The organism is Cohnella sp. 56, assembly GCF_037963805.1.
Taxonomy (GTDB): domain Bacteria; phylum Bacillota; class Bacilli; order Paenibacillales; family Paenibacillaceae; genus Cohnella.
In genome coordinates this window covers 67,225-89,024 of record NZ_JAZDQE010000023.1, presented here as the reverse complement: position 1 = coordinate 89,024, position 21,800 = coordinate 67,225, and the positions used below count along the sequence as shown (strand labels likewise).

Below are 21,800 nucleotides of genomic sequence, written 5' to 3'. Positions count from 1 at the left end.
CTGTCGCATAGCCGATGACAAGTGCAGCCTTGTCCGCTGCTACGGCTTCCGCATCCGTCTGCGCGGCGGCAAGCACTTCGATTGAGAATTCACGCGTATCGCTGACGCCGTTGCGTTCGATCGTCGCGGTGAGCTTGATCGACTGGTTGCCTTGAGTGAAGGTTGGACGGGTTACGGTGCCGTCGGCGGCAACAACCGCTAGGCGGTTCGACGCCCAAGTAACGGTCGTCCCGTTCGTTCCCGCAGTCGGCAGCGTGACGTCCTGCGTCACGCCGGTTGCGGAATCGCCTGTCGCATAGCCGATGGCAAGTGCGGCTTTGTCCGCTGCAACGGCTTCCGCATCCGTCTGCGCGGCGGCAAGCACTTCGATTGAGAATTCACGCGTATCGCTGACGCCGTTGCGTTCGATCGTCGCGGTGAGCTTGACCGACTGGTTGCCCTGAGTGAAGGTTGGGCGGGTTACGGTACCGTCAGCGGCAACAACCGCTAGGCGGTTCGACGCCCAAGTAACGGTTGTCCCATTCGTTCCCGCAGTCGGCAGCGTGACGTCCTGCGTCACGCCGGTTGCGGAGTCACCTGTCGCATAGCCGATGACAAGTGCGGCTTTGGCACTCGCTACAGCCTCCGCATCGGTTTCAGGCAATGCCTTCACATTGACGGTGAACGGTTTGGTCTGGGTTGCACTGCCCTTCTTGATCGTTGCCGTCAGCGTGACGGTTTGATCTCCCGCCGTAAAAGATGGGCGGATGACCGTGCCGTTGTTGGCAATAACCGACGAAGCGTTGGAGGACCAAGTGATGGTGGTGCCGCTTGCTCCCGCAGCCGCAAGGGTCAAGTTCTGCGTCACATTCGTTTCGCTGTCGCCGCTTGCATAGCCGATGGCCAGCGCGTTTTTGTCTTTGGCTACCGCGTCGTCGTCTGTCACCGGCGCTTGAAGAGTCGGATAATTTCCGCTACTTATCGCCCAGACTGTGTCAAAGTCCCATCCGGCACTGGTAAACGTAGCTTTTGTTTTCATGTCAGCGGTCGTTTTCGGATCGCCTTTTCCTGTATCCGTTCGTCCTGTGGTGGATTTGTCGTAAAAACTGGAGGTTACAGTGCCTCCACCATTATCTCCAATAATCCCCCCGAGCTTGGAAGAGCCACTCACCTTGCCTGTGGCATAACTGTTTACAACTTTCCCCTGAAAGTGTCTCCCGATGATGCCGCCAACGCTACCGATGCCCGTAACGTCTCCGGTAGCATAACTATTCTCAATAAGGGTATTATTATTGCCATACCCACTTATTCCGCCGATATAGGTGCCGACACCGGTACCCGTGACTTTAACGCTGGAGAAACAATTAGAAACTTTCCCATAGTTATCCCCCACGATTCCGCCGACATTACGAGTTCCCGCTACTTGCCCGCTGACAGAAATATAGCTGAGTGTGCCGTAAATTTTACCTACTAATCCGCCGACTCCACCAATGTCTGTATCGCCTGTAACGTTCACATTTACAAGCTTTAAATTTTCAATTTTCCCAGGTGAATCCAACAAGCCGAACAACCCGACATATTGCTCGCCTGGGCGATTAATAGTCAAACCTGTAATCGTATGACCAGCTCCGTCAAGCCGCCCTTTAAAAGAAGCATTCGTTGAATTTCCGATCGGCTCCCAATTGGAATAGCTGCTCAAGTCGATATCGTTAGCGAGTTTATAGGATGAACCAAGTTTTAGCCTGACGCTATCGAGTTGATCGGCGTCCGTAATGATGTACGGATCGTTAACGGTTCCCGCACCTGCCATTGCCGTCCCCGCTGCGTTGGCCGTGTGACCATACAAGAACGGCTGGACAACGTAAACCAGCATTAATAAAAACAACCCAGTTGAAAATCTACGTAACATGTAAGTCTTCCCTTCTTTCATCACTTCTGTATCCTACTTAATATCTTGTTGGAGCTGTCAATCTCTGCCCTGACATGGCAATTTCCTAGTTGACCCATATAACCACGTGACTTCTAAACGTCAATCGCTTAAATCCCCCTGCATATGTCCTACGATCGAACCTCATGAACTACTTTAATGCTCAAAAACGCCACCGACGCTAGCGTCGGGTAATCGCGCAAAAGGTCCCGATGACTCAAGTCCGCATCATCGGGACACTCTAGTAAAATTTCACTCCTCTCATCCTTACAAAAATCCATCCTTAGGCTCATCGGCTTCGAAGCCTAATACTTCTGATGCCTCCGATTTAAACCTTTCCAACCAACAATTCCATTCCAGCCGTGCATAAAACTTATTTGCATTTCTTAGATCAATCCTGCGGTTTGAAGCAATTTCCGAATCATCACCGCGACTTCCGCTCTTGAAACATTCGCTTTCGGGGCAAGCATCGTGCTGCTTCTGCCCGTAACGATGCCCGCCTGAATCACGTCCGCCACGCCAGCTCTGGCCCACTTGGCAGTTGTATTTCCATCTGCGAATGGTTGTAGCGCTTGTGCCGCTCCCTCTGAGGAGAGCTTGGATTTGAGATCGGTCAGCACCATCGCTTGAGCGATGATCTTCATGGCCTGTTCGCGAGTAATCGTATCCGCAGGTCTGAAGGTTCCGTCTTCGAACCCGTCGATCAGCTTGTACTGATACAAGGTTTGAACAGCCCCGCTGAACCAATCCGTCGCTTGCACATCGCTGAATGAAGTATTGCCGTCAGCCAGCTTCAAGCCCAAGCCACGAACGATAATAGCAGCGAACTCGGCCCGCGTAATCGCTTGATCGGGATTAAATAATCCATTGCCGGTGCCATTGACAACCATTCTTGAGCCCATGTCGTTGACTTCCGTCTTCGCCCAGTGCCGCTCCACATCGTCGAACGCGATCGGGTTGTAGACAATGGAATAGGTACTATTCGTCAAACTGTTTATTGTCGCAAAGTATTGGCCTCCGACAACAGCGACTTGGGTAGGCACATGACGAACCGTTCCATCCGGTTCCACGACGATACCCGTCGTTATTTTATTCGGGTCTATACCGTCCGGGATCGCGATCGTTCTTTCTACATAGGCTTCAAAACGGGTAACCTCGATCGTTCGATCCCCGGAGACGGCTCTGATGATGAAGTCAACGGGTGGAACGACAATGGAAAAATCGCCATTTTTAGCCGAGCTCTCCACTCGTTTCACGGTATCTTCATTTGGAGCCGCCACTTCGATTTGAATCGTAATATCCTTCAGATCGATTGTTTTGCCGAGTTGCTCGGAGATCGCGCCAATATTGATCTGTTGTGCCGGAATCGTGTAGGTTGCACGCTCCGTCTTGATCTCAATAACAGCTTGCTTCTGCTCCATGCTCTGGACCATTCGACCGCTAAGTTGTCCGATTACGACATCGGACTTATTGTTAACCGGAATCGTTAAGACGGCCTTTTGGCCTTCTGCCGCAAGCTTTTGTTCAAGCTTGCTCTCGTCCACGATTACGGTCGTTACGGTCTGGCTGCTTCTCGTTGACGTTGTGGCGGCGCCTATGCTTTCCGCCTTGCCGTTGACGAGGACGTCGACTCCCTGATTTTGCGGCGTCGATGGGGTGGACGTCGGCGGTACGTATATTGACGGCACCGTGAAGCTCAGCGTGGCTTCCGCCCCGGCGGGCGTTCCCGTTGCCGGATCGGCCGCGACTCGGACTTTGACCGTATGCGCGCCGGAGAGATCGGGCGCATTCGTGCCGTCGTATCTCACGTAAGTTCCGTCATCGACCTGGAACTCCATCGCCGTCGTGAGGCCGACGATCGTGTTGGCCGCGTCATCGGCGCTCACGCTCGGCGCTGCCGGGGCCGGCGGATTCGCCGTGAAGCTCAGCGTCGCTGCCGCACCCGCTGGCGTTCCCGTTGCCGGATCGGCCGCGACTCTGACCTTGACCGTATGCACGCCGGAGAGATCAGGCGCATTCGTGCCGTCGTACCTCACGTAAGTTCCGTCATCGACCTGGAACTCCATCGCTGTCGTGAGACCGACGATCGTGTTGGCCGCGTCATCGGCGCTCACGCTTGGCGCTGCCGGGGCCGGCGGATTCGCCGTGAAGCTCAACGTCGCTGCCGCACCCGCTGGCGTTCCCGTTACCGAATCGGCCGCGACTCTGACTTTGACCGTATGCGCGCCGGAGAGATCGGGCGCATTCGTGCCGTCGTATCTCACGTAAGCTCCGTCATCGACCTGGAACTCCATCGCTGTCGTGAGGCCAACGATCGCGTTGGCCGCATCGTCCGCGCTCACGCTTGGCGCTGCCGGGGCAGGCGGGTTCGCCGTAAAGCTCAGCGTCGCTGCCGCACCTGCTGGCGTTCCCGTTGCCGGATCGGCCGCGACTCGGACTTTGACCGTATGCGCGCCGGAGAGATCGGGCGCATTCGTGCCGTCGTACCTCACATAGACTCCGTCATCGACCTGGAACTCCATCGCTGTCGTGAGACCGACGATCGTATTGGCCGCATCGTCGGCGCTCACGCTTGGCGCTGCCGGGGCCGGCGGATTCGCCGTGAAGCTCAGCGTAGCTGCCGCCCCGGCGGGCGTGCCCGTTGCCGGATCGGCCGCGACTCGGACTTTGACCGTATGCGCGCCGGAGAGATCAGGCGCATTCGTGCCGTCGTATCTCACATAGACTCCGTCATCGACCTGGAACTCCATCGCTGTCGTGAGACCGACGATCGCGTTGGCCGCATCGTCGGCGCTCACGCTTGGCGCTGCCGGGGCCGGCGGATTCGCCGTGAAGCTCAGCGTCGCTTCCGCCCCGGCTGGCGTTCCCGTTGCCGGATCGGCCGCGACTCGGACTTTGACCGTATGCGCGCCGGAGAGATCGGGCGCATTCGTGCCGTCGTATCTCACGTAAGTTCCGTCATCGACCTGGAACTCCATCGCTGTCGTGAGACCGACGATCGCGTTGGCCGCATCGTCGGCGCTCACGCTTGGCGCTTCAGGAGGCGCCATCGCTACGACAGGCTTAATGTCCGACCAATAGGCGACTTTCCTGATGCCGACCGCGGTGCTGTCGTATTCGTCTTTCTCTTCGTACTCCGCCATGACATAGACATGCTGTCCCGCAGGGATAGTCAACTCGTCGCCGGTGTGAAGCTCCGTGTCGTAGCCGAGCTCGGCCGGATCTTCGCCGATATAAGGATGTCTGACGCTGCCGGGAGCGCCGATCCGATATTTCAGCGTCAGCTCGCCGTAGTTCTCGTCGATCAGACTCCCGGCTGCGATACTCGCCGTCGTCGTGCCGATCTCGCTGCCGGCCGACCAGGATAACCCGCTTACGGACGGCGCCGGCGTTACCGTCTCGCCACGTTGACTGATCCCCCATCCGACCAAGGTGCCGTCCGACTTCAGAGCGACGATATGCGAACTCCCCGCCGCGACGGCTACGACGCCGCTAAGCCCGGACGGCGGCTGCAATCGGTCGTCCCCCCATACGACGACAGACCCGTCAGCCGTAACCACCACAGAGTAGTTCTCGTTCGCGCCGATCGCCACTGCTTTAGGCAGGTCCTCCGGCGGGCGTTCCACGCCATAGTAACCCCATAGTCTGACACTGCCGTCCGCAAGGAGCGCCAGCGTATGATTGACGCCAGAAGCGATGGCTACCGTTTCCGGCAGGTCTTCGGGCACTGACGTCGCCCCCATCGAAGCTTGTCCCCAACTGACAACATCGCCATCCCATGTCAGTGCGGCCGCATGGCTATATCCTCCCGAGACGGACTTGAACGGTCCATAGATGGTTTCCCATTCCTCGGGCATCTTGTACTGTCCCGATCCCCAGCTGATCATCGTCCCGTCATTCTTCAAGACGGCAGGGGCATTCCCGTCAAGTACGAGTCCGACGACATTGCCGCCCGGGACATCGGCCGGAACCGTGCAGCCGTCGCCCAAGGCCACAATAGACCCGTCAGTCTTGATCGCATAGCCGCAGAGCCTGGACGCGTACACGGACTGCACGCCGGTCAGGCTCTCGGGCACCTCGATCTTGCGACCTTTAATCCAACCATACGCCTCGACCGTACCGTCATCCTGCAGCGACAGCGTAAATCCGTCCCCTGCCGCAATTCGCGAATGCGGGGCCGGCAGTTGAACAGGAGATGTCGTATAGGAGATATCCAGCTTTGGGCTATTCGCGCCGGACGATGTAAATTGGAAAATCCGCTGTCCCGCAGCATCCCACCTCATGTTCACCAATACGAGAACAAGTTCGGTTTCTCCTTTATTGATGCTGTCGCGCACCAGCGACGCAATATTGAATGTCATCCATGCGCCGTCTTTTTCAGTTACGGCAACCGCTCGCGCATGCAATCCGCTGCCGTAAGTAGGCCGATCCGCCACTGAGGTCGTCGGCTGCGTCCAGGTCCCGTCATGCTGATAGATCGTCAGCTCGGGACTGGCTTCTTGATCGGCATTATTAGCGGTTATATACAATTTGAGATCGGCCTCGAGCACCGTTCCGCCGAGACCGCTCAGATCGAACTTGAGTACGCCCGCAAACGAGTTGACCTCATTTGCGCCGATCGACATCGTGTCCGGACAAGAAGCGGTTGTGCTCCAGTCCAACATGCTGCTTTTGTACTCGCAGCTTGCCAGCAGCGTGCCGGAGAACGTACCCGTCGAACCCGTATCCGCGCTCGCGGTGCCGGCCACCGCGATGGACGGAATCGCCAGCGCTACGGCCAGCAGCAGTTGAAGCTTTATTCTGGACAACAAACGGAACATTGATCGTGCTTGCAAGGTATCTCTCCCTCTCTGCAATAAAATCGTAGGTTGCAATGGGAGAATAGTAACAATAAGGCACTAAACATTTTCCAAACAAAATCGATTAATCGCGGTTATTGTCGACGACATTCAGTCCCAGATCGGTCCGAAACGCCGTTTTTTTAACAAAAATCACCTTGTCCGCGGCCGCAGTATCCCCCAGGAACGTCAAATGCAGCGCCAGCCGGTCGTAATATTTTTCCTCGTACGGATTCAGTTCGATCAGCTTGCGCAGCATGCGTTCCTTCAACGAATCGTCGGCCGCATGCTCCGTCCATTGCTCCAGATGACGGATGACGGCCGCTCGCAGCTCGTATCGTCTGCTATTCGCCCAACCGTAATTTTCCGTCTCGCAATAATCGCCGCGATAGAGCGACAGCAGCTCCTCCGCATCGCTCGCCAGACTCCCCGTCCCGATCAATGCTTCCAGCCGCGTCACGTCGCAGGTCACTTCGTCCGTGCGCATCCAATAACGCTCGTCTCCGGAACCGATCATCTCGGGATAGCCCGCGGACTTCAGCATATGCCGCACGTAGTACATCGTCGTATGAAAAAGCGCTTGGGCGCGTTCGGCATCCAATTCCGGCCACAGATGCTCGAGGATGCGATACCGATACACGGGGGTTCCCCCATGGTGCCACAAATAACAGAACATCTCTTTCGTCTTTTTCGTCCGCCAGGTAATCAATCGGCCGTCGGCATCGTAAAGCTCCATGCTCTCGAGCAGCTTCAGAGACAGCGTCCGTCTGGAGGGCTCGGGAGACTGCGCGCCGGCCTGGCCGCTCGTCAAGCTTCCGGCCCGGACCCGTCGCGCCGCCTTTTCGCGAAGCTCCGCGTGCCTTTCCAAGGTGGCGACGAGCCGGTTCTTGGCTACGGGTTTCAGCAGATACCCGATCGCCTTCGTATCGAATGCGTCCACAGCATACTGACTGTGAGCGGTTACGTACACGATATCCGCGTCCGGAAACCTCCCGAGCAGCTTGGCCGCAGCGGCCAGCCCGTTCGTCTCCGGCATCTCGATATCGAGGAAGATCAGGTCCGGCAGCATCCCATCCGCCTGCGCGATCGCATCGGACACGAGGCTGAACTTGCCAAGCACCTCAACCCCGCCGATCTCCTGGAGCAAGATCTCCATCACGTCGAGCGCGATTTCCTCGTCGTCAATCAATATCGCCCTGACCATTGCTTTATCTCGCCTCCGGTATTTGCAGTTTGATCAGCGTGCCTGTACCGTCGCCGCTATGAATGTCCAATCCGCCGCCGCATACCAGCTGCAGGCGCCGGTTGACGTTGCCGACGCCGACCCCGGCGGCCCGTCCTTCTTGCAGCACGCGCAACAGCTCCTCGCCGATGCCGACGCCATCGTCTGCCACGGTTATTTCGGCACCGCCGCCGCGCCTGCATGCGGAGATCCGCAGCGTGCCTCCGAACGATCTCGGCCCGATGCCGTGCCGCACCGCGTTCTCTACGATGGGCTGCAGCGTCAGCGGCGGCAGCATGCATCGGAAATCCGCCTCGATCTCGATCTCGACGGTCAGCCTGCTGCCGAACCGCAGCTGTTCGATCGCCAAATACGCCTTGACCAACTCCATCTCGCGCTCGAACGGAACGAGCTCCTCCGAGAAAACAAAGGTAAACTTGGCCCGCAAGTAAGTCGTCAGGTGGTGAATCGTTTCCCTGAGCTTGTCTACGTTCTTATAACTAAGCCCGACGAGGGCATTCATGCTGTTGTACAGGAAGTGCGGCGTAATTTGGGCTTGCAGGAAATCCATCTCCCGCCGCACCGCACGCTCCGAGGAGCTCTTCATCGCCAGCAGAGATTGCACCCTCGCCCGCAATTCGGCCAGCTCGAACGGCTTCTGCACGATATCGTTCGCGCCGGCGGCGAACGAGGCCACGATATCGCCCGTCTGCCCGGAGGCGGTCATCATCAGAATCGGGAGCTCGGCAAGTCCTTGCAGCCGCCTTATCTCCCGGCATACGTCAAGGCCGGAGATGCCCGGCATCATCAGATCGAGCAGCAACAAGTCAGGCTTCATCTGGTGGCGCCGCAGTGCTTCGAGCGCCTCTTCTCCGCTTCCGACCGCCATATAACCATATCCCATGGAAGAGACTTCATCGATCAGCACCTTCAGATTGGACGGTTCGTCGTCTACGATCAAAAGGCGAAATTCAGCCGTCTGATTGTCCTGCATCGGCACGACTAACGGCAAATGCAATTCTTCTTCGGCAGCTGCGGCAGCCGCCTCCTCCGATGCCAGATCGATCGGCAGCGTGAACGTGAACCGCGAGCCGACGCCTACCGTGGATTCCGCCTCCAAACGGCCGCCTTGCAGCTCCGCCAGCTGCTTCGCGATACTCAGCCCCAAGCCCAATCCCTCGCCGGCCTGCTCGAATTCCTCCGATTGGACAAACGGTTGGAACAAGCCGGCGAGTTCATGCGCGGGAATCCCTCTCCCCGTATCGGTGACCGAGATGGCCAACGCTTCACCCCTCCGCTCCGCGGAGAGGGTCACCGTTCCTTGCTTCGTGAATTTCAGCCCGTTCTCCAGCAAGTTGTACAAAATTTGCTTCACCCGGTTCTCGTCCGCCAGGAGCAGCGGCAGCCTGGCCGGCAGCGCATTAATGAGCCGCACCTCTTTGTTGACCGGCGAGATGGACAGCGTCTCCATGACGAACCGGACCGATTGACCCAAATTGACCGATGTCGTACGGATCAGGAGCTGTCCGTGACGAATCCGGTTCAGATCGAGAATATCGTGCACGAGTCCCGCCAGTCGTCTGCCCAGCAGATGCAGCATGTGTATATTGTCTCGATGCTCCGCCTGAAGAGGAACCGTCCGGTTGTCCAGCAGCGCCTGCGACAGATTCACGATGCCGTGCAGCGGCGTTCGCAGCTCATGCGAAGTTTTCACCAGAAACTCGTCTTTCTGGCGGTCGTAACGCAGCAAGCGCTCGGATAACCGCTCGCTTCTTCGATAGCTCTGCTGAAGCTCGTCGGACATGAGCAGCGCCTGCGACAAGACGAGCAGCGCCGGCGTCACGACCATATAATAGGGATTGTCCAGCGCGAGCTGGTAACGCAGATGCGCATAGAGCCAACTGGCGAACAAAAAGAAGATGCCAAGCATAATATAGTGGCTGCTATGGCTGCCGCGGCCGCGGCTGCGGCTGCGAAAGACGGCATAGAGCATCGTCCCGAAGGCGGCCGCCCCGATCGCGATCCCGACGTCCAGGAAGCTGATCAAGTAGCGATTGGGAAGCAGCAGGATCGTTGCCAGATAAGCGTAAGTCACTCTGCGAAGCCAAATAAATACAACGTTATCCCTTTCCTTCAGGTAGCGGTACACATAATGCGTGAAGAAGTAAAAGGAGAAAAGCGGCAGCAGGAACAGCATCCGCTGAAGCCACGGGAACGTCAATTCGGGCAAGAAATCAAGCGCCAGTATTTCGTTATCGATGCTGAAAAACAGTCCGAGCGCCAGACAGAACAGGCAAAAATGCATCAGATGCGGTTCCCGGCGCCACTGTCTGAACATGCCTGCATAATACAGTCCGAACGCAAGCAGGATCGTCGTCTGAATCATATCGGCGAGCTTGGAATCGTCGCGCCGCTTCATCACATCGTCCGCCAGCCCGAATTCGGGCGGCTGAACCATCCCGCCCTCCAGGTAGTTAAAGCTGGCTACCTGAATGATAATCTCGACGGTGCCCGAATCGGCTTGGACGGTGCCGAAGAACGGCGCATTGCTCGCCACGAAGCCTTCCGCAGACAAGGAGGGACGGCCGTTGCCGCCCAGATCGACGCCGTTCATGAAGATGCGGCTGGACATGCGGATTTTTTTGGCCCGCATGCTGTACAATGCGGCTTCGTTCGTGCGGACGAGCAGCCGGTACGTACCGGCGCCATAGCCGTTCTTGTCCGCCGAAGCCAGCTTGTTTTTCCAGCCGCCGGGCACTTGAACGGGCCGGCCATCGATCCGGCCGGCTCGAAAGTCTTCCGGTCCCAGCAATTTCCCTTCGTAGAACGCCCACTCCCCGCGCAGCGAGAGGACGCCCTGCTTCGCAAAGTCCCAATGCGTCGCATCCAGCAATCCGCCGCTCGCCCTCACGGCCTGCGTCGCGGGACTAAGCCATTGAAATACGTTCACGATCGTAACGATAACGAACAACCCGATCATTCCGAGCAACAATGCATTTTTCCTAATCACAGCTTCACCATCTTTTCAAGCGATGCTAACAATATCGGCTGTTAACGGCCGTCAATGAATGAATGGCTGCGGAGAAAAATCTTTTTCCGGAAGCCCGCCTTCAGATTCGGCCTCGCGGCGGCACCCTTGACTGCGGCAGTCGCTCGCCAGACTACGTTCGGGACTGGCACCCTGGAGATGGCGCCCGTGCCGGGCGTACAAAAAAAGCCAAGCCAGCAAAGGGCTTAGCTTGGTCATTAGCTGCAGTCCGGCGGCCGGTTGCAGACCGCTTGTTCTTACCCGGTCTTCCAGTCGGCCTTCTCCATAATCGCCTTCAGCGAACGGGGTCTGCGACGTACCGAATACGGCCCAGCCGGCCAGAAAGATGACGGTAGGGCACTCGCAATCATGCGCCAACCGAAGGATGTCCTTGGAATGCTCGTCGACCCCAGCGCGCTCCTCCGCTACCGGCGAGCCCGGATTGTTGCCCGGTCCGCCCCCGACGCCGGAGCGCCATTGCCTTCAGCTCGTCTTCGCGGCGAGTCTCGTGCCGCGAACCGATGACGCGGCATATACGATAAGCGCCGTCCAGATGAGCGCGAAGCCGACGAGCAGCACCGGCGAGACCGACTCCTTGAACGCGAATACGCTCAGGAACAGCATGATCGTCGGCCCGATGTACTGGACGAAGCCGAGCGTGGACAGTGTCATCCGGGCAGCCGCCCTCGCGAAGAAGAGCAGCGGCAGCGCCGTCACCACGCCGGACAGAAGCAGCTCGACGAACGTGGACGCAGGCAGCGTCCATGCCGTCGTCTTGCCCGCGGCGGCCAGGTAGATCCAGTAGCCGAGCGCGATGGGCAGGACGACGGCCGTCTCCGACAGCAAGCCGACAGAAGCGTCCTGCATAATCTTCTTCTTCGCGAAGCCGTACAGCCCGAACGACGCGGCCAGCGAGATCGCGACCCACGGGAACCGGCCGTAGTCGATGGCGATGATGAGCACCGCCGCGCCAGCGATGGCTATCGCGAGCCATTGGCCGCGGTTGGGCTTCTCGCGAAGGAAGACGACCGCCAGCAGCACGTTCAGCAGCGGATTCAAATAATAGCCGAGGCTGGTCTCGACGACATGGCCGTTGTTGACCGCCCAGATGAAGATGAGCCAATTCGCGGCGATCAGCAGTCCGCTGGCGGCGAGCGACAGCATGAGCGTGCGGCTGGCCGCAATCCGCTTCATATCGCCCCAGCGGCGCTGGGCGGCGACGAGAATACCCATGAAGACGAACGACCAGACAACCCGGTGCGACAGAATCTCGCCTGCCGGCACCTCGTTGAACAGCTTCCAATATAGCGGGAGAATTCCCCACATGATATATGCGATAACCGCATTGACCAACCCGTTGTTCATAACCATTTCCCCGCTTCTAGGCTCCGATATCTGAACGGATTATACGCCTCGGGTCATGCTTAAGCAAAGGAAATTATTGTCAGGCGCATCCGTGCAGCCTCTCCGCGCGATATCGCTTGACCAGGAGACTTGGCGTATACGCCCCCCAACGGGCAGCGGCCGTTTGAGCTGTGCACCGCCCCTAATTGTCATGACAATCCGGGCGATTATGCTGCGGTCACGATGATGGGCCGATCCTTCGTGATGATGATGGTATGCTCGTGCTGTGCCGCATAGCCTTTGTCCGGCACGCATAAAGTCCACCCGTCGGCTTGCTCGAGGACATAGTCTGCACCGGTGGATAAAAAGGGCTCGATCGTAATGACCAAACCTTCGGTTAATACGCGCCTATCGTGCTTGTTATATACGGGGAGAATCTCTGTCGGCTTCTCGTGCAGCGATTTTCCGATACCGTGGCTGCACAGATTTTTAATAATGCGGTAGCCGCCTTTGGCGGCCTCCATTTCAATCAGCCTTCCGATTTCGTTCAGTTTAACGCCATGCTTTAGCGAGGAGATGACCTTCATCATCGTTTGATGCGTGTACTCGCACAGACGCAGCAAGGACGGATTGAACGGCGGCAGCACAAAAGAATGCCCTGCATCCGCATAATAACCGCCCATCTCCGCCGAAACATCGATGTTGATTAAATCGCCGGGGCGGAGAATGCGACTTCCCGGTATTCCGTGAGCGGCTTCATGGTTAACGCTGATGCATGTGTTGCCGGGAAAGTTGTATGTCGCTTTAGGCGCCGGTACGGCGCCATGCTTTTTCAAAAACTGACCGCCGATCTCATCGAGTTCCTTCGTTGTGATTCCGACACGCGTATGGCGCTTCATTTCTTGAATCGTCATGGCGACGATTTTGCCGATTTCCTTCAAGCGATCAATATCGTTCTGGGATCCTACTGTCATAAAACCCCTCCATTTTTCAATTGAAGTTATTGTATCACACATGAACACTACATATCGTTTCCAACGACGGTGCCTTCTGTGACTTCGTTGCACCCGTTAAAAGCCGCGAAACGATATATCCGCTCGCGCAGCATCCGGCGGAACGTCTCGTCCGGCTCTGCCCCGATCTCCGGCCAGAAGTGAACCAGCCTGAGCTGCTTCGCCTTCTTGTCTGCAACCAGCTCGATCCGTCCGACAAGCGCTTCTCCATACAAAACCGGAAGCACATAATACCCGTATTTCCGCGCGGCGATCGGGGTGTAGATCTCCCATTTGTAATCGAAATCAAATAACGCCTTTATCAGCTTGCGATCCCACAGGAAGTTATCGAGCGGAGCAAGAAATTCTACGCGACGTTCATATACAGCCGTTGAAGACAGCGCAGCCTGCAGGAGAGGCTCGTCCTCCAGGGCGATATAGAGCGGTTCCGCTATTCCTTCGACGGTGCACGGGACGATCGCCTCCTCGTTCAACAGGGCGGCAAATGCATCCTTGCGGGCTTGCGCCTTCATCGGCTCGATGCCGAGCCATGCGTCGGAAGGCTTGTTCCACAACATCCCGACGGACCGAATACGGCGCATTACCCTCCATTTCACAAAGTCCGCATCCGATTTGTTCGGGTCCTCTGCCCTTAAGATAGCAGGGACAATATGCGCCTCAGCCAATGCGTAGTATTTGATCGTTCCTTTTTTGTGGTGAACGATCAAATCCCCGCGAAAATAAAGCGACTCTAGCGCCGCTCTGGATAACGTCGTCGGACTCCAAGACCAGTCTACCGTCTCCTTCAGCGGGATATCCTTGGAACAAGCCGCCCCCCGCTCCCGTATGAACCGCTTGACCTCCTCGGCAACGGAATCGATCTTGTCCCGGCTTCTCCCGCGGAGACGGTACCGTTCGCGTGTTCTCTCAAAATACTTCCAATCCGCTATTGAGATGATTGCGAGCTGCTTGTCGAAATAATCGACCAGCTTGCGATCCTTATATAGAAGTTCCCCGAGCATCGTCTTCGTAAATCCCGCAACTCTGGATTGCAGCACAAGCTCGGCGTTTTTGCCGCACACGTCGATCGGGTCGAACTGGATGCAGCCGGCCTGGCTCACAAACTCGCAAATCCCTTCCTTGTCCTCGAACCTGTACGCTCCAAGCAGCCCTTGCTTTAACAAAAGGAACCTTCGCACCTGCTTCTTGGTCAATCGGTACTTGCTCATCTAGTCGCGCTGCCCTTCGATAACATTATTCAGAACCGTAGCAGCGGGATCCAACCCGCGGTTCAACCGGTTACCCGTCCGTTTGAACGTCTTCATCTTCATAGGTAGCCTCCACCGCCTTTAGTTTATCCCGATAAAAAATACCCAATTAATTCCAATTATACCGCACATACGTTCCTGTGTAAATGAATTGTGCTGCGAATTGTGAAAATACCGATTGCCTGGTCAAAGGCAGGCTGATCTCACGACTTCGCCCATGCCGGGCGCACCTAAAAAAGAACAGTCCGACTTGCGAACTGTTCTTGGTCATGGCGACAGGTTAAAAATACCGATGAGAGCAAGGTCAAAATCCAGGCAGCTCCCCAAGCAGACGATGCAGCGCCTCGACCTCCTCCGGCGGCAGGTCCAGCTGCGGCGCCCGCATATGGCCGGCATCCACGCCGCGCCAGCGGAGCGCCTCCTTGAAGTAGGCCATGTTGCTGCCGCTGCGAACGGCTTCGCAGCAAGCGACGGCCGTCCGCTGAAGCTGCCTGGCCTTGTCCAGATCCCCTGCCAGGTAGGCGTCGTACACGGCAACGAACGGCTCCGGGAACACGCAGGAGACGCCGGACACGACGCCGTCGCAGCCGAGCGCCAGGGCGGCGAGGAACAGGCGGTCCGCGCCCTGCATGACGGAGAAGTCGCCGGACCGGATGCCGATATATTCGTTGGTGCGGAGGAAGTCGGGATAGCTGTATTTGATGCCGACGACGTTCTGGCACCGGTCGGCGATCCGCTGCGCGGTGTCCGTCTTCAGGTCGTTGGCGGCGCATTGCGGGATATTGTACAGATATACCGGAAAATCGTCCGGCACGCACGAAGCGATGTCCACGAAATAGGCTTCCAGCTCCCGGTCGTTCGCGCCGAAGAAGACGGGCGTCACGACGCCGATCCCGTCCGCGCCGATCTCTTGGGCATGCCGCGCCAAGGCTCTCGTCTCCTCCTGCGTAGCCGCTCCGGCATGGATATAGACCGTCACCCGGCCCGCCGCCGTTCGCACGACCTCCTCCGCCACCGCCTTGCGCTCCTCCGGCGTCAGCCGCAGCATCTCGCCTGTCGTCCCGAGCGGGTACAGGCAGTGAACGCCTTTGCCGATGAGGAACTCGGTCAGCCGGGCCACGGATCCCGGATCCACCTTGCCCCGCTCGTCGAATGGGGTCACCATCGCCGTCGTCACACCGTACAGCTTTTTCATTTTCCCGCGACCTCCATCGTCAGCGCAGGCGAGCGCTCGAGCACCCACTGCAAATTAAAGGCATAGTGAATTCTGCTGCTCAGCAAATGGATGATCCCGTCTCGTCCTTGCACCATCGCCAGGTAACCTTTGGGCTCCGCGTGGCTCCGGTCCATCCGGAACTCCCCGGTCCAGGCGCCGCCGTCCCATACGCCGCCGTCCTCGTCGGTCGACACCAGCCGCTTGCAAGGCCAGGTCTCCCCGTCGTCGTACGAGACGGCCGCGAACAGGCCGGTGATCTTGCGCGTCTGTCCGGAGCGGTCCACGATCTCCATTCCGTCCGCAAAGGAAGCCAAAAATAACGGCCCCTCCTTCAATCTGCGAAGTACGGCGCGCTGCCCCATCCCGATCGGATCGAACTCGCTCTCTTCATAGCGCCACGTGCGTCCCATATCCGCCGAGATGCTTTGGGCCATGCGTCCATGCATCTCGTCTCCCCGCCCGAACGCCAGCAGACGTCCGTCGCTCAGCTCCTCGACCGGCGCGTGAATCCCGCGGATCAGCCCGCCGGCATCGTACCAGGAGTCGCCTTCGTCGTTGCTGATCCATACCGTGCTGCCGCCCGTGCTGCCCGTCTCGGCATCGCAGGACAGCACCAGCGCGCCCGATCGGGTCTTGAAAAGCGACGGAATCGGCATCGTGCGCACGCCGTGCTCCGGATACAGGATTGTGCCTTTGCTCCAGGTAACCCCGTTGTCCGTCGACGTCCGCAGCACCTGAACGAGCGTCCCCCACGTTCCCGCGGCGCCGAGTCCGCAGATATGGAACAGCTTGCCGGCTTCGTCCACCCAGAACGCGCCGCCGGTCATATTGCGGTCGGGCGCATCCCAGAAGAGCGAAGCGTCGTCCCATTCCTCCGCTCCATGCCGCAGCCGGCTCGCGACCAGCTTCATCTCCCGGCCGCTCTCCTCGTTCGTCGTAAACCAGGCGGCCAGCAGATCTCCGTTCGGCGTCTCTGCGACGTATGGCGAATGATTATGACGGTAAAAGGGTCCCCGCTCCGAGGGCGTCAGCTTCACGTATACCTTCGGCTTGGCAAAATACGGCGAGTCCGCCTTGGCGGCTTCATTCGGCAAGTCCGTCACATCCGGCACCGTCTGCGATACGCCGATCTGGTACGGATACGGCTCCGCCGGCGGCAGCGGCACGGCAGCCGGCAGCTCCCCGAGCACGACCCGGAAGCCGATCAGCCAGTGCTTGTCTTCCGGCAGCGTCGCCATCCGTTCGGCGGAACGCAGGTAGCGGACGTCCGTCGAGTGGCTGCCGCCCCGCGTGATCTTGAAGTCGCCGTCCGCCCGTCCGACCGGGTCCGACTGCTCGCCCTCCGCATAAGGGCCGTACCAGTCCAGCACCCACTCCTCCACGTTGCCGTGCATATCGTGCAGCCCCCAGGCGTTCGGCTCGAATTGTCCGACCGTCAGCGGCACCACCTCGAATTCCTTTTTCGTCTTGACCGGGTCCGGATACCAGCTGTGCTGCTGGTTCCTGTAGCGGCTTCTCGGAAAGGCGTCGCCCGTCGAATACTCCGACAGCGTGCCGGCTCTGCAGGCATACTCCCACTCCGCTTCCGTCGGCAGCCGGTACGGCCTGCCGTCCCGCTCCGACAGCCAGCGGCAATATGCCGCCGCCTCGTGCCAGCTGACGAACACCACCGCCTCGTCGTCCGCCAGCGAGAAGCCCAGCTTGCCTCGCAGCTCCCGGTGGCGCGGATCGAACCGCTCGTATTCGGCATTCGTCACCTGATGGACGCCCATATAGAAAGGTCTCGTGACCTCGACCCGATGTACGGGCAGCTCGTCCAGATCTCCGCGCTCGCTCCCCATCAGAAAATGCCCGGGTTCGATTCTTGCAAGCCGCATCCCGATCGCGTTTTTGTATTCGCGTTCTTCCGGCAGCCGGTTAAGCGCCATTTCATTCATCCTCCCCGCTCGCTTTGCGATAATCATTCGGCGATACGCCTTCTATCCGCTTGAACGTCCTTAGAAAGGTCGTACGGTTGAAAAATCCGACCCGCTCGGCGATCTCTCCCACCGACAGGCCGCTCTCCGCGAGCAGCGCCTTGGCTTTCTCGATGCGCAGCTGGCTGATATAGTCGGTCAGGTTCATCTCGAACTTGGCTTTGAATACGCGCGAGGCGTACTTCATCGACACGTTCATCTGCTCCGCGATCGACTCCAGGTACAAGTCGGATGCATAGTTTTCTTCGACGTACTGCCGGATCAGCAGCGCCAGCTCCGACGACTTGCCGGGCGGTCTGTGCTGCTCGGCCACGTGGTCGACGATCCCGTGCATAAAACGAACCAGCAAGCCCCGGTTGCGCTGAAGCTCTGCCGGCAGCTCGCAGGGGCCGGCCAGCTGCGCATGCTCGGCTTCCCCAAGAATGCCGCCGAGCTCGATGCCCCGCTCCTTGGCATAGCGAAGGGCCGTCCCGTACATCTCGCCGAGGAGCAGCGTGCGCACGCCGAACGATGCGCTCCGCTTCTCCGTCACGTCGAGCATTTCTTCCGCCAGCGCCGTCAAGCCGGGCTTGTCGCCGACCTTCAGCAGATTCAGCAGTCTGTTCTCGTCTGCAAACGTAAAATGCTTGCCCGGCTCCGCCTTCAGCTCGCCCGCGTGCGCGATCCGGAACGGATGCTGGCCGTCGATCGTCTGCAGGGCGGCGAGCGCCTCCCGGTACGACCGTGTAATGCCCGTCATCCCCTCGCGCCAATGGCCGATGCCGATATGGATTCGGCAGTACGCCCAGTCCTGGATAAACGTCTGGATGAGCCGGTCAAGCCCCCGATCGATGGAATCCGTCCCCTCGTGTTCGCCCAGATTCACCACGCAGAGATACGTATTTTTGCGCGCTTCCACGACATACAGCTTCATGAAGTCTTTGAGCAGGCCCGCGATCACCTTCTTCAGCTTGCTCTGGATGACGATCCGGTCGACGTCCTGCAGATCGCTGTAGAAGCCGCCCAGGAACTCGAACGACACGACGACGCAGACATAGCCCGGTTCTTGAAAGGACAGCCGCTCCCGCATCGTGCGCAGCAGCTCTTCGTTCTGGTCGCTGCGGCGCTCGCTGCCGTTCATGAGCTGGTACAGCGCATGGTCCAGATATTCCCGCGTCAACGTCTGCAGCTCATCCTGGTACCGGTGGCGGTAAGAGATCAGCTGGTGAATGCCGCTGCCGATCCGCTCCAGATCACCCACGCCCGCCGCTTTGCCCTCTTGCCAGTTCAAGCCGCTGCCCTTGTCGGCCAGCACCTCGCCCAGCTTGCGGATCGGGTTGTAGATCTTGAACGAGAAGATGAACGAGAACAGGCAGCCGATCACGCACAGCAGCAGGCAGATGCCCACGATCAGGTTCAGCATGCCGGACGCCTGGCGCCTGAACTCGTCGACCGGCGTGAAGGCGTAGAACTTCCAGTTGTACAGATCGCTTGAGATGGCAGAGACGGTGTAGGCGGCGCCCCCGACGTTCAGCTCCACGGCGCTTCCCCCGAACTCCGATCCGCCGCGCGCTTCGAGCCGACCGACAGACTCGCTGCCGGGGAACTCGGGATCAGACGAGAGGATGGTCCCGCCGCCGCCGTCGGTGACGACGACGCGGGTGACTCCCGGCTCGAGGATGACGTCCATGGTGCGCAGCAGCTCGCTCACCCGGATGGTGGCGACCATGGCGGCCGGGTATCTGCCGGACTGGTTGACGGCCAAGACGGAGACGACCCGCTTCTGCCCGAACGAATCCCGTACGGTCATCGGCTTCAGCACCTCGAAGTAGCCCCCTTCCCGAAGCTTGGCCTGCCAATCCGCCGCCCTCATCCCCTCGTACACATAAAACTTATCGAAAAAGGCGTCAAAGCCGTTGATGCCGCTGGCCGTGAACACGCTGTGGTCGTCGGCGTAAACGAACAGCTCGTCGATAAACCGGTTCAAGCCGAACCTCGTTCGCCCGACGCTCTGCGGCAGCAGGTACAGATCCGCCAGCTCCTCGTCCGTATACAGCTCCCTCGGCTTGAGCAGCCGGGCGACCGCGGGATCTCCGAAGAAGCTCACGCTCGACTCGTGGATCGTCTGCAGGTAGCTGTCCACCGTATTCGACGCGGACGCCAGGTTCATGGCGATCTTGTCGTTGTACTCCCGCTTCGCCTCGGTCACGAATTTCGTATAGGAAAAAACCCCGATGACGATGACGAGCGCCACCAGGGACAAAAAGTAGAGGAGGATCCGAATGAACAGTTTGTTCATGCGCAGCAGTTCAAGCCACTTGTTCATCTTCGGGACCCTCCTCATTGCCTATTATTTAGTGCGGTTATACGCTTCGTTGTAAATTTTCTCCAGGTTGTCCGCCCCGGCCTTCGTCAACTCGCCCGCCCAGGCGTCGAATTGAGACAGCGGCTTGGTACCCATGATGAACTTCACGACATCCTGCTCCAGCACGGACGTTTTCGTCGTGATTTCCTTGATCGACTCGTTCTCTTCGGACGTGAAGCCCGGCGCGAGCCCCGGTACGATCACCGCGCCCGGATCGGCGACCAGCTCTTCGCCCCAGCGCACCAGATCCGGATGCGTCACCTGCTTGGTCGGACCTTCGTCCACCCGCACAGCCAGGGCCAGCAGCCCCGCACCGATCTCGGACATCATCACGCGCGCCGGATCGGCCGCCGTCTTGTACTTCTCCAGCACATCCGCCTTGATCTGCGGCTTCCCGTCGACCAGCTCGTAGGTCTCGCCTTCCACGCCGTAATTGGTGACGGTCGTGCCTTCCGGTCCGTACATCCAATCGAACATCCCGATCAGCGCTTCCGGATTTTTGGTCTTCGCGCTGATGGCGTAATTGTCGACCAGCCAGCCCTTCGGGTACAGCCAGCCGCGCGTCTGGCCCTTGGCATTCCGGAGATACGGGATGCGGTCGAACTTGGCATTCGAATCCGTCTCCTGCAGCGTCGCATTGTAGTTGACCGCGAACTGGTTATTGTCATAGTAGAAAAACGACTTGCCCGTGCTCAGCTTCTCGTCCCAGTTCTGCTTGGTATTGACCGCGAAGTCCGGGTCCAGCAGCTTCTCGCTGTACAGCTTGTTGAGATAAGTCAGCACTTCCTTGAATTCCGGCTTGTTCGTGCCGTAGAAGTAATTGTCGGCGTCCGGGTCGTAGGTCATGCCGTAGCCGCTGCCCATGCCGAATGAGAGCGCATCCATAAACGACATGCCGCGCGCGGTCCAGGGATAGGAATCCGGATAAGCCTTCTTCATCGCCGCCAGCACCGTGTACAGCTCGTCGAACGTCTTCGGCGTCTCAAGCCCCAGCTCCTTGAGAATATCGGTCCGGATCAGCAGCGTCTTGCCGCCCTGAATCTTGAACTGCTCGGTAATCGGCAGCGAGTACAGCTTGCCGTCCACATACAGCTTCTTGATCTCCGGGTTCTCCTCGATGGCCTTGGTCAGGTTCGGCATCCGGTCCAGGTAATCCGAGATCGGGACGAACATGCCCGTGCCCGCGAACTCGGCCACTTCCTTGGACTCCAGGCCGATGATGTCGGGAATGTTGTTCGTCGCCAGCAGCGCCCGCTTCTTGTCCACGTAGTTGCTGCCCGGCACCGGCTCCAGATTGATGGTGACTCCGGTCTGCCTGGCGATCTCGCGCAGCACCGGCGTATCCGTCTTGATCGCCTGGGACGGATTCTCGCCCCGCATCCAGCGCACGGTTACTTTCTGCTGCGCGGCTGCCGTCCCGCCGGCCGCCGGCTTCGTGCTCGCATTTCCGGCGCCGCTCGAAGCGCCCGCGGACTCGCCCGCCGCGCCGTTCGAACCGCCGCCGCTGCACGCCGAGACGAGTGTCGCGAGCAGGGCGCTCACCGCCAGCAGCTGGAACCCTTTTCTTTTTGCCATTGTCCTGTCTCCCCTGTCTTGTTCATTTATTATTATTCGAACGCCGACCCGGGTCAACAACCAGTTCCCGGGCATGCGCGCGCAATAACCG

11 protein-coding genes are annotated in these 21,800 nt (G+C 58.8%); all 11 read right to left on the bottom strand.

Annotation, left to right across the window (positions count from 1 at the left end; genetic code table 11):
• On the bottom strand, positions 1–1,909 hold a 1,909-nt coding region (locus VQ071_RS26965; RefSeq protein ID WP_340517658.1), incomplete at its 3' end, for an immunoglobulin-like domain-containing protein.
• Positions 1,910–2,292: 383 nt separating this feature from the next.
• Positions 2,293–6,741, bottom strand: coding sequence for an S-layer homology domain-containing protein (locus tag VQ071_RS26960; protein ID WP_340517656.1), 4,449 nt, complete (start codon positions 6,739–6,741; stop codon positions 2,293–2,295).
• A gap of 88 nt (positions 6,742–6,829) precedes the next feature.
• Complete coding sequence (locus tag VQ071_RS26955; protein WP_340517654.1) at positions 6,830–7,948, bottom strand: response regulator; 1,119 nt, start codon at positions 7,946–7,948, stop codon at positions 6,830–6,832.
• Between the two features lie 4 nt (positions 7,949–7,952).
• The gene (locus VQ071_RS26950) at positions 7,953–10,958 is read right to left on the bottom strand and encodes a hybrid sensor histidine kinase/response regulator (protein ID WP_340517652.1); all 3,006 of its coding nucleotides are present in this window, start codon (positions 10,956–10,958) and stop codon (positions 7,953–7,955) included.
• A gap of 519 nt (positions 10,959–11,477) precedes the next feature.
• On the bottom strand, positions 11,478–12,359 hold the full coding sequence (gene rarD, locus VQ071_RS26945) for an EamA family transporter RarD (RefSeq protein WP_340517651.1): 882 nt from the start codon (positions 12,357–12,359) through the stop codon (positions 11,478–11,480).
• Positions 12,360–12,565: 206 nt separating this feature from the next.
• Positions 12,566–13,312 carry a type I methionyl aminopeptidase gene (gene map / locus VQ071_RS26940; protein ID WP_340517649.1) on the bottom strand — a complete coding sequence of 249 codons (747 nt, stop codon included), beginning with the start codon at positions 13,310–13,312 and terminating at the stop codon, positions 12,566–12,568.
• 47 nt (positions 13,313–13,359) lie between these two features.
• Entirely contained in the window at positions 13,360–14,559 is a 1,200-nt protein-coding gene (locus VQ071_RS26935; RefSeq protein ID WP_340517647.1) for a winged helix-turn-helix domain-containing protein, read from the bottom strand.
• Between the two features lie 343 nt (positions 14,560–14,902).
• A complete protein-coding gene (locus tag VQ071_RS26930; RefSeq protein ID WP_340517645.1) occupies positions 14,903–15,793 on the bottom strand; it encodes a dihydrodipicolinate synthase family protein in 891 nt (296 codons plus the stop codon).
• Positions 15,790–17,742: an SUMF1/EgtB/PvdO family nonheme iron enzyme gene (locus tag VQ071_RS26925; protein WP_340517643.1), complete on the bottom strand. Its 1,953-nt coding sequence runs from the start codon at positions 17,740–17,742 to the stop codon at positions 15,790–15,792. Before VQ071_RS26925 ends, VQ071_RS26930 begins: the two co-directional genes overlap by 4 nt.
• A gap of 1 nt (position 17,743) precedes the next feature.
• Complete coding sequence (locus tag VQ071_RS26920) at positions 17,744–20,095, bottom strand: helix-turn-helix domain-containing protein (RefSeq protein WP_340517641.1); 2,352 nt, start codon at positions 20,093–20,095, stop codon at positions 17,744–17,746.
• A gap of 24 nt (positions 20,096–20,119) precedes the next feature.
• Positions 20,120–21,709 (bottom strand): extracellular solute-binding protein, encoded by a 1,590-nt coding sequence (locus VQ071_RS26915; protein ID WP_340517639.1) that lies wholly within the window; start codon positions 21,707–21,709, stop codon positions 20,120–20,122.
• Positions 21,710–21,800: the final 91 nt, after the last annotated feature.

Excerpts from the sequence above, each read along its gene's own strand:
- VQ071_RS26920 (WP_340517641.1), bottom strand. The coding sequence starts at position 20,095 with ATGAACAAGTGGCTTGAACTGCTGCGCATGAACAAACTGTTCATTCGG.
- rarD (WP_340517651.1), bottom strand. The coding sequence starts at position 12,359 with ATGAACAACGGGTTGGTCAATGCGGTTATCGCATATATCATGTGGGGA.
- VQ071_RS26955 (WP_340517654.1), bottom strand. The coding sequence starts at position 7,948 with ATGGTCAGGGCGATATTGATTGACGACGAGGAAATCGCGCTCGACGTG.
- VQ071_RS26935 (WP_340517647.1), bottom strand. The coding sequence starts at position 14,559 with ATGAGCAAGTACCGATTGACCAAGAAGCAGGTGCGAAGGTTCCTTTTG.
- VQ071_RS26915 (WP_340517639.1), bottom strand. The coding sequence starts at position 21,709 with ATGGCAAAAAGAAAAGGGTTCCAGCTGCTGGCGGTGAGCGCCCTGCTC.
- VQ071_RS26925 (WP_340517643.1), bottom strand. The coding sequence starts at position 17,742 with ATGGCGCTTAACCGGCTGCCGGAAGAACGCGAATACAAAAACGCGATC.
- map (WP_340517649.1), bottom strand. The coding sequence starts at position 13,312 with ATGACAGTAGGATCCCAGAACGATATTGATCGCTTGAAGGAAATCGGC.
- VQ071_RS26930 (WP_340517645.1), bottom strand. The coding sequence starts at position 15,793 with ATGAAAAAGCTGTACGGTGTGACGACGGCGATGGTGACCCCATTCGAC.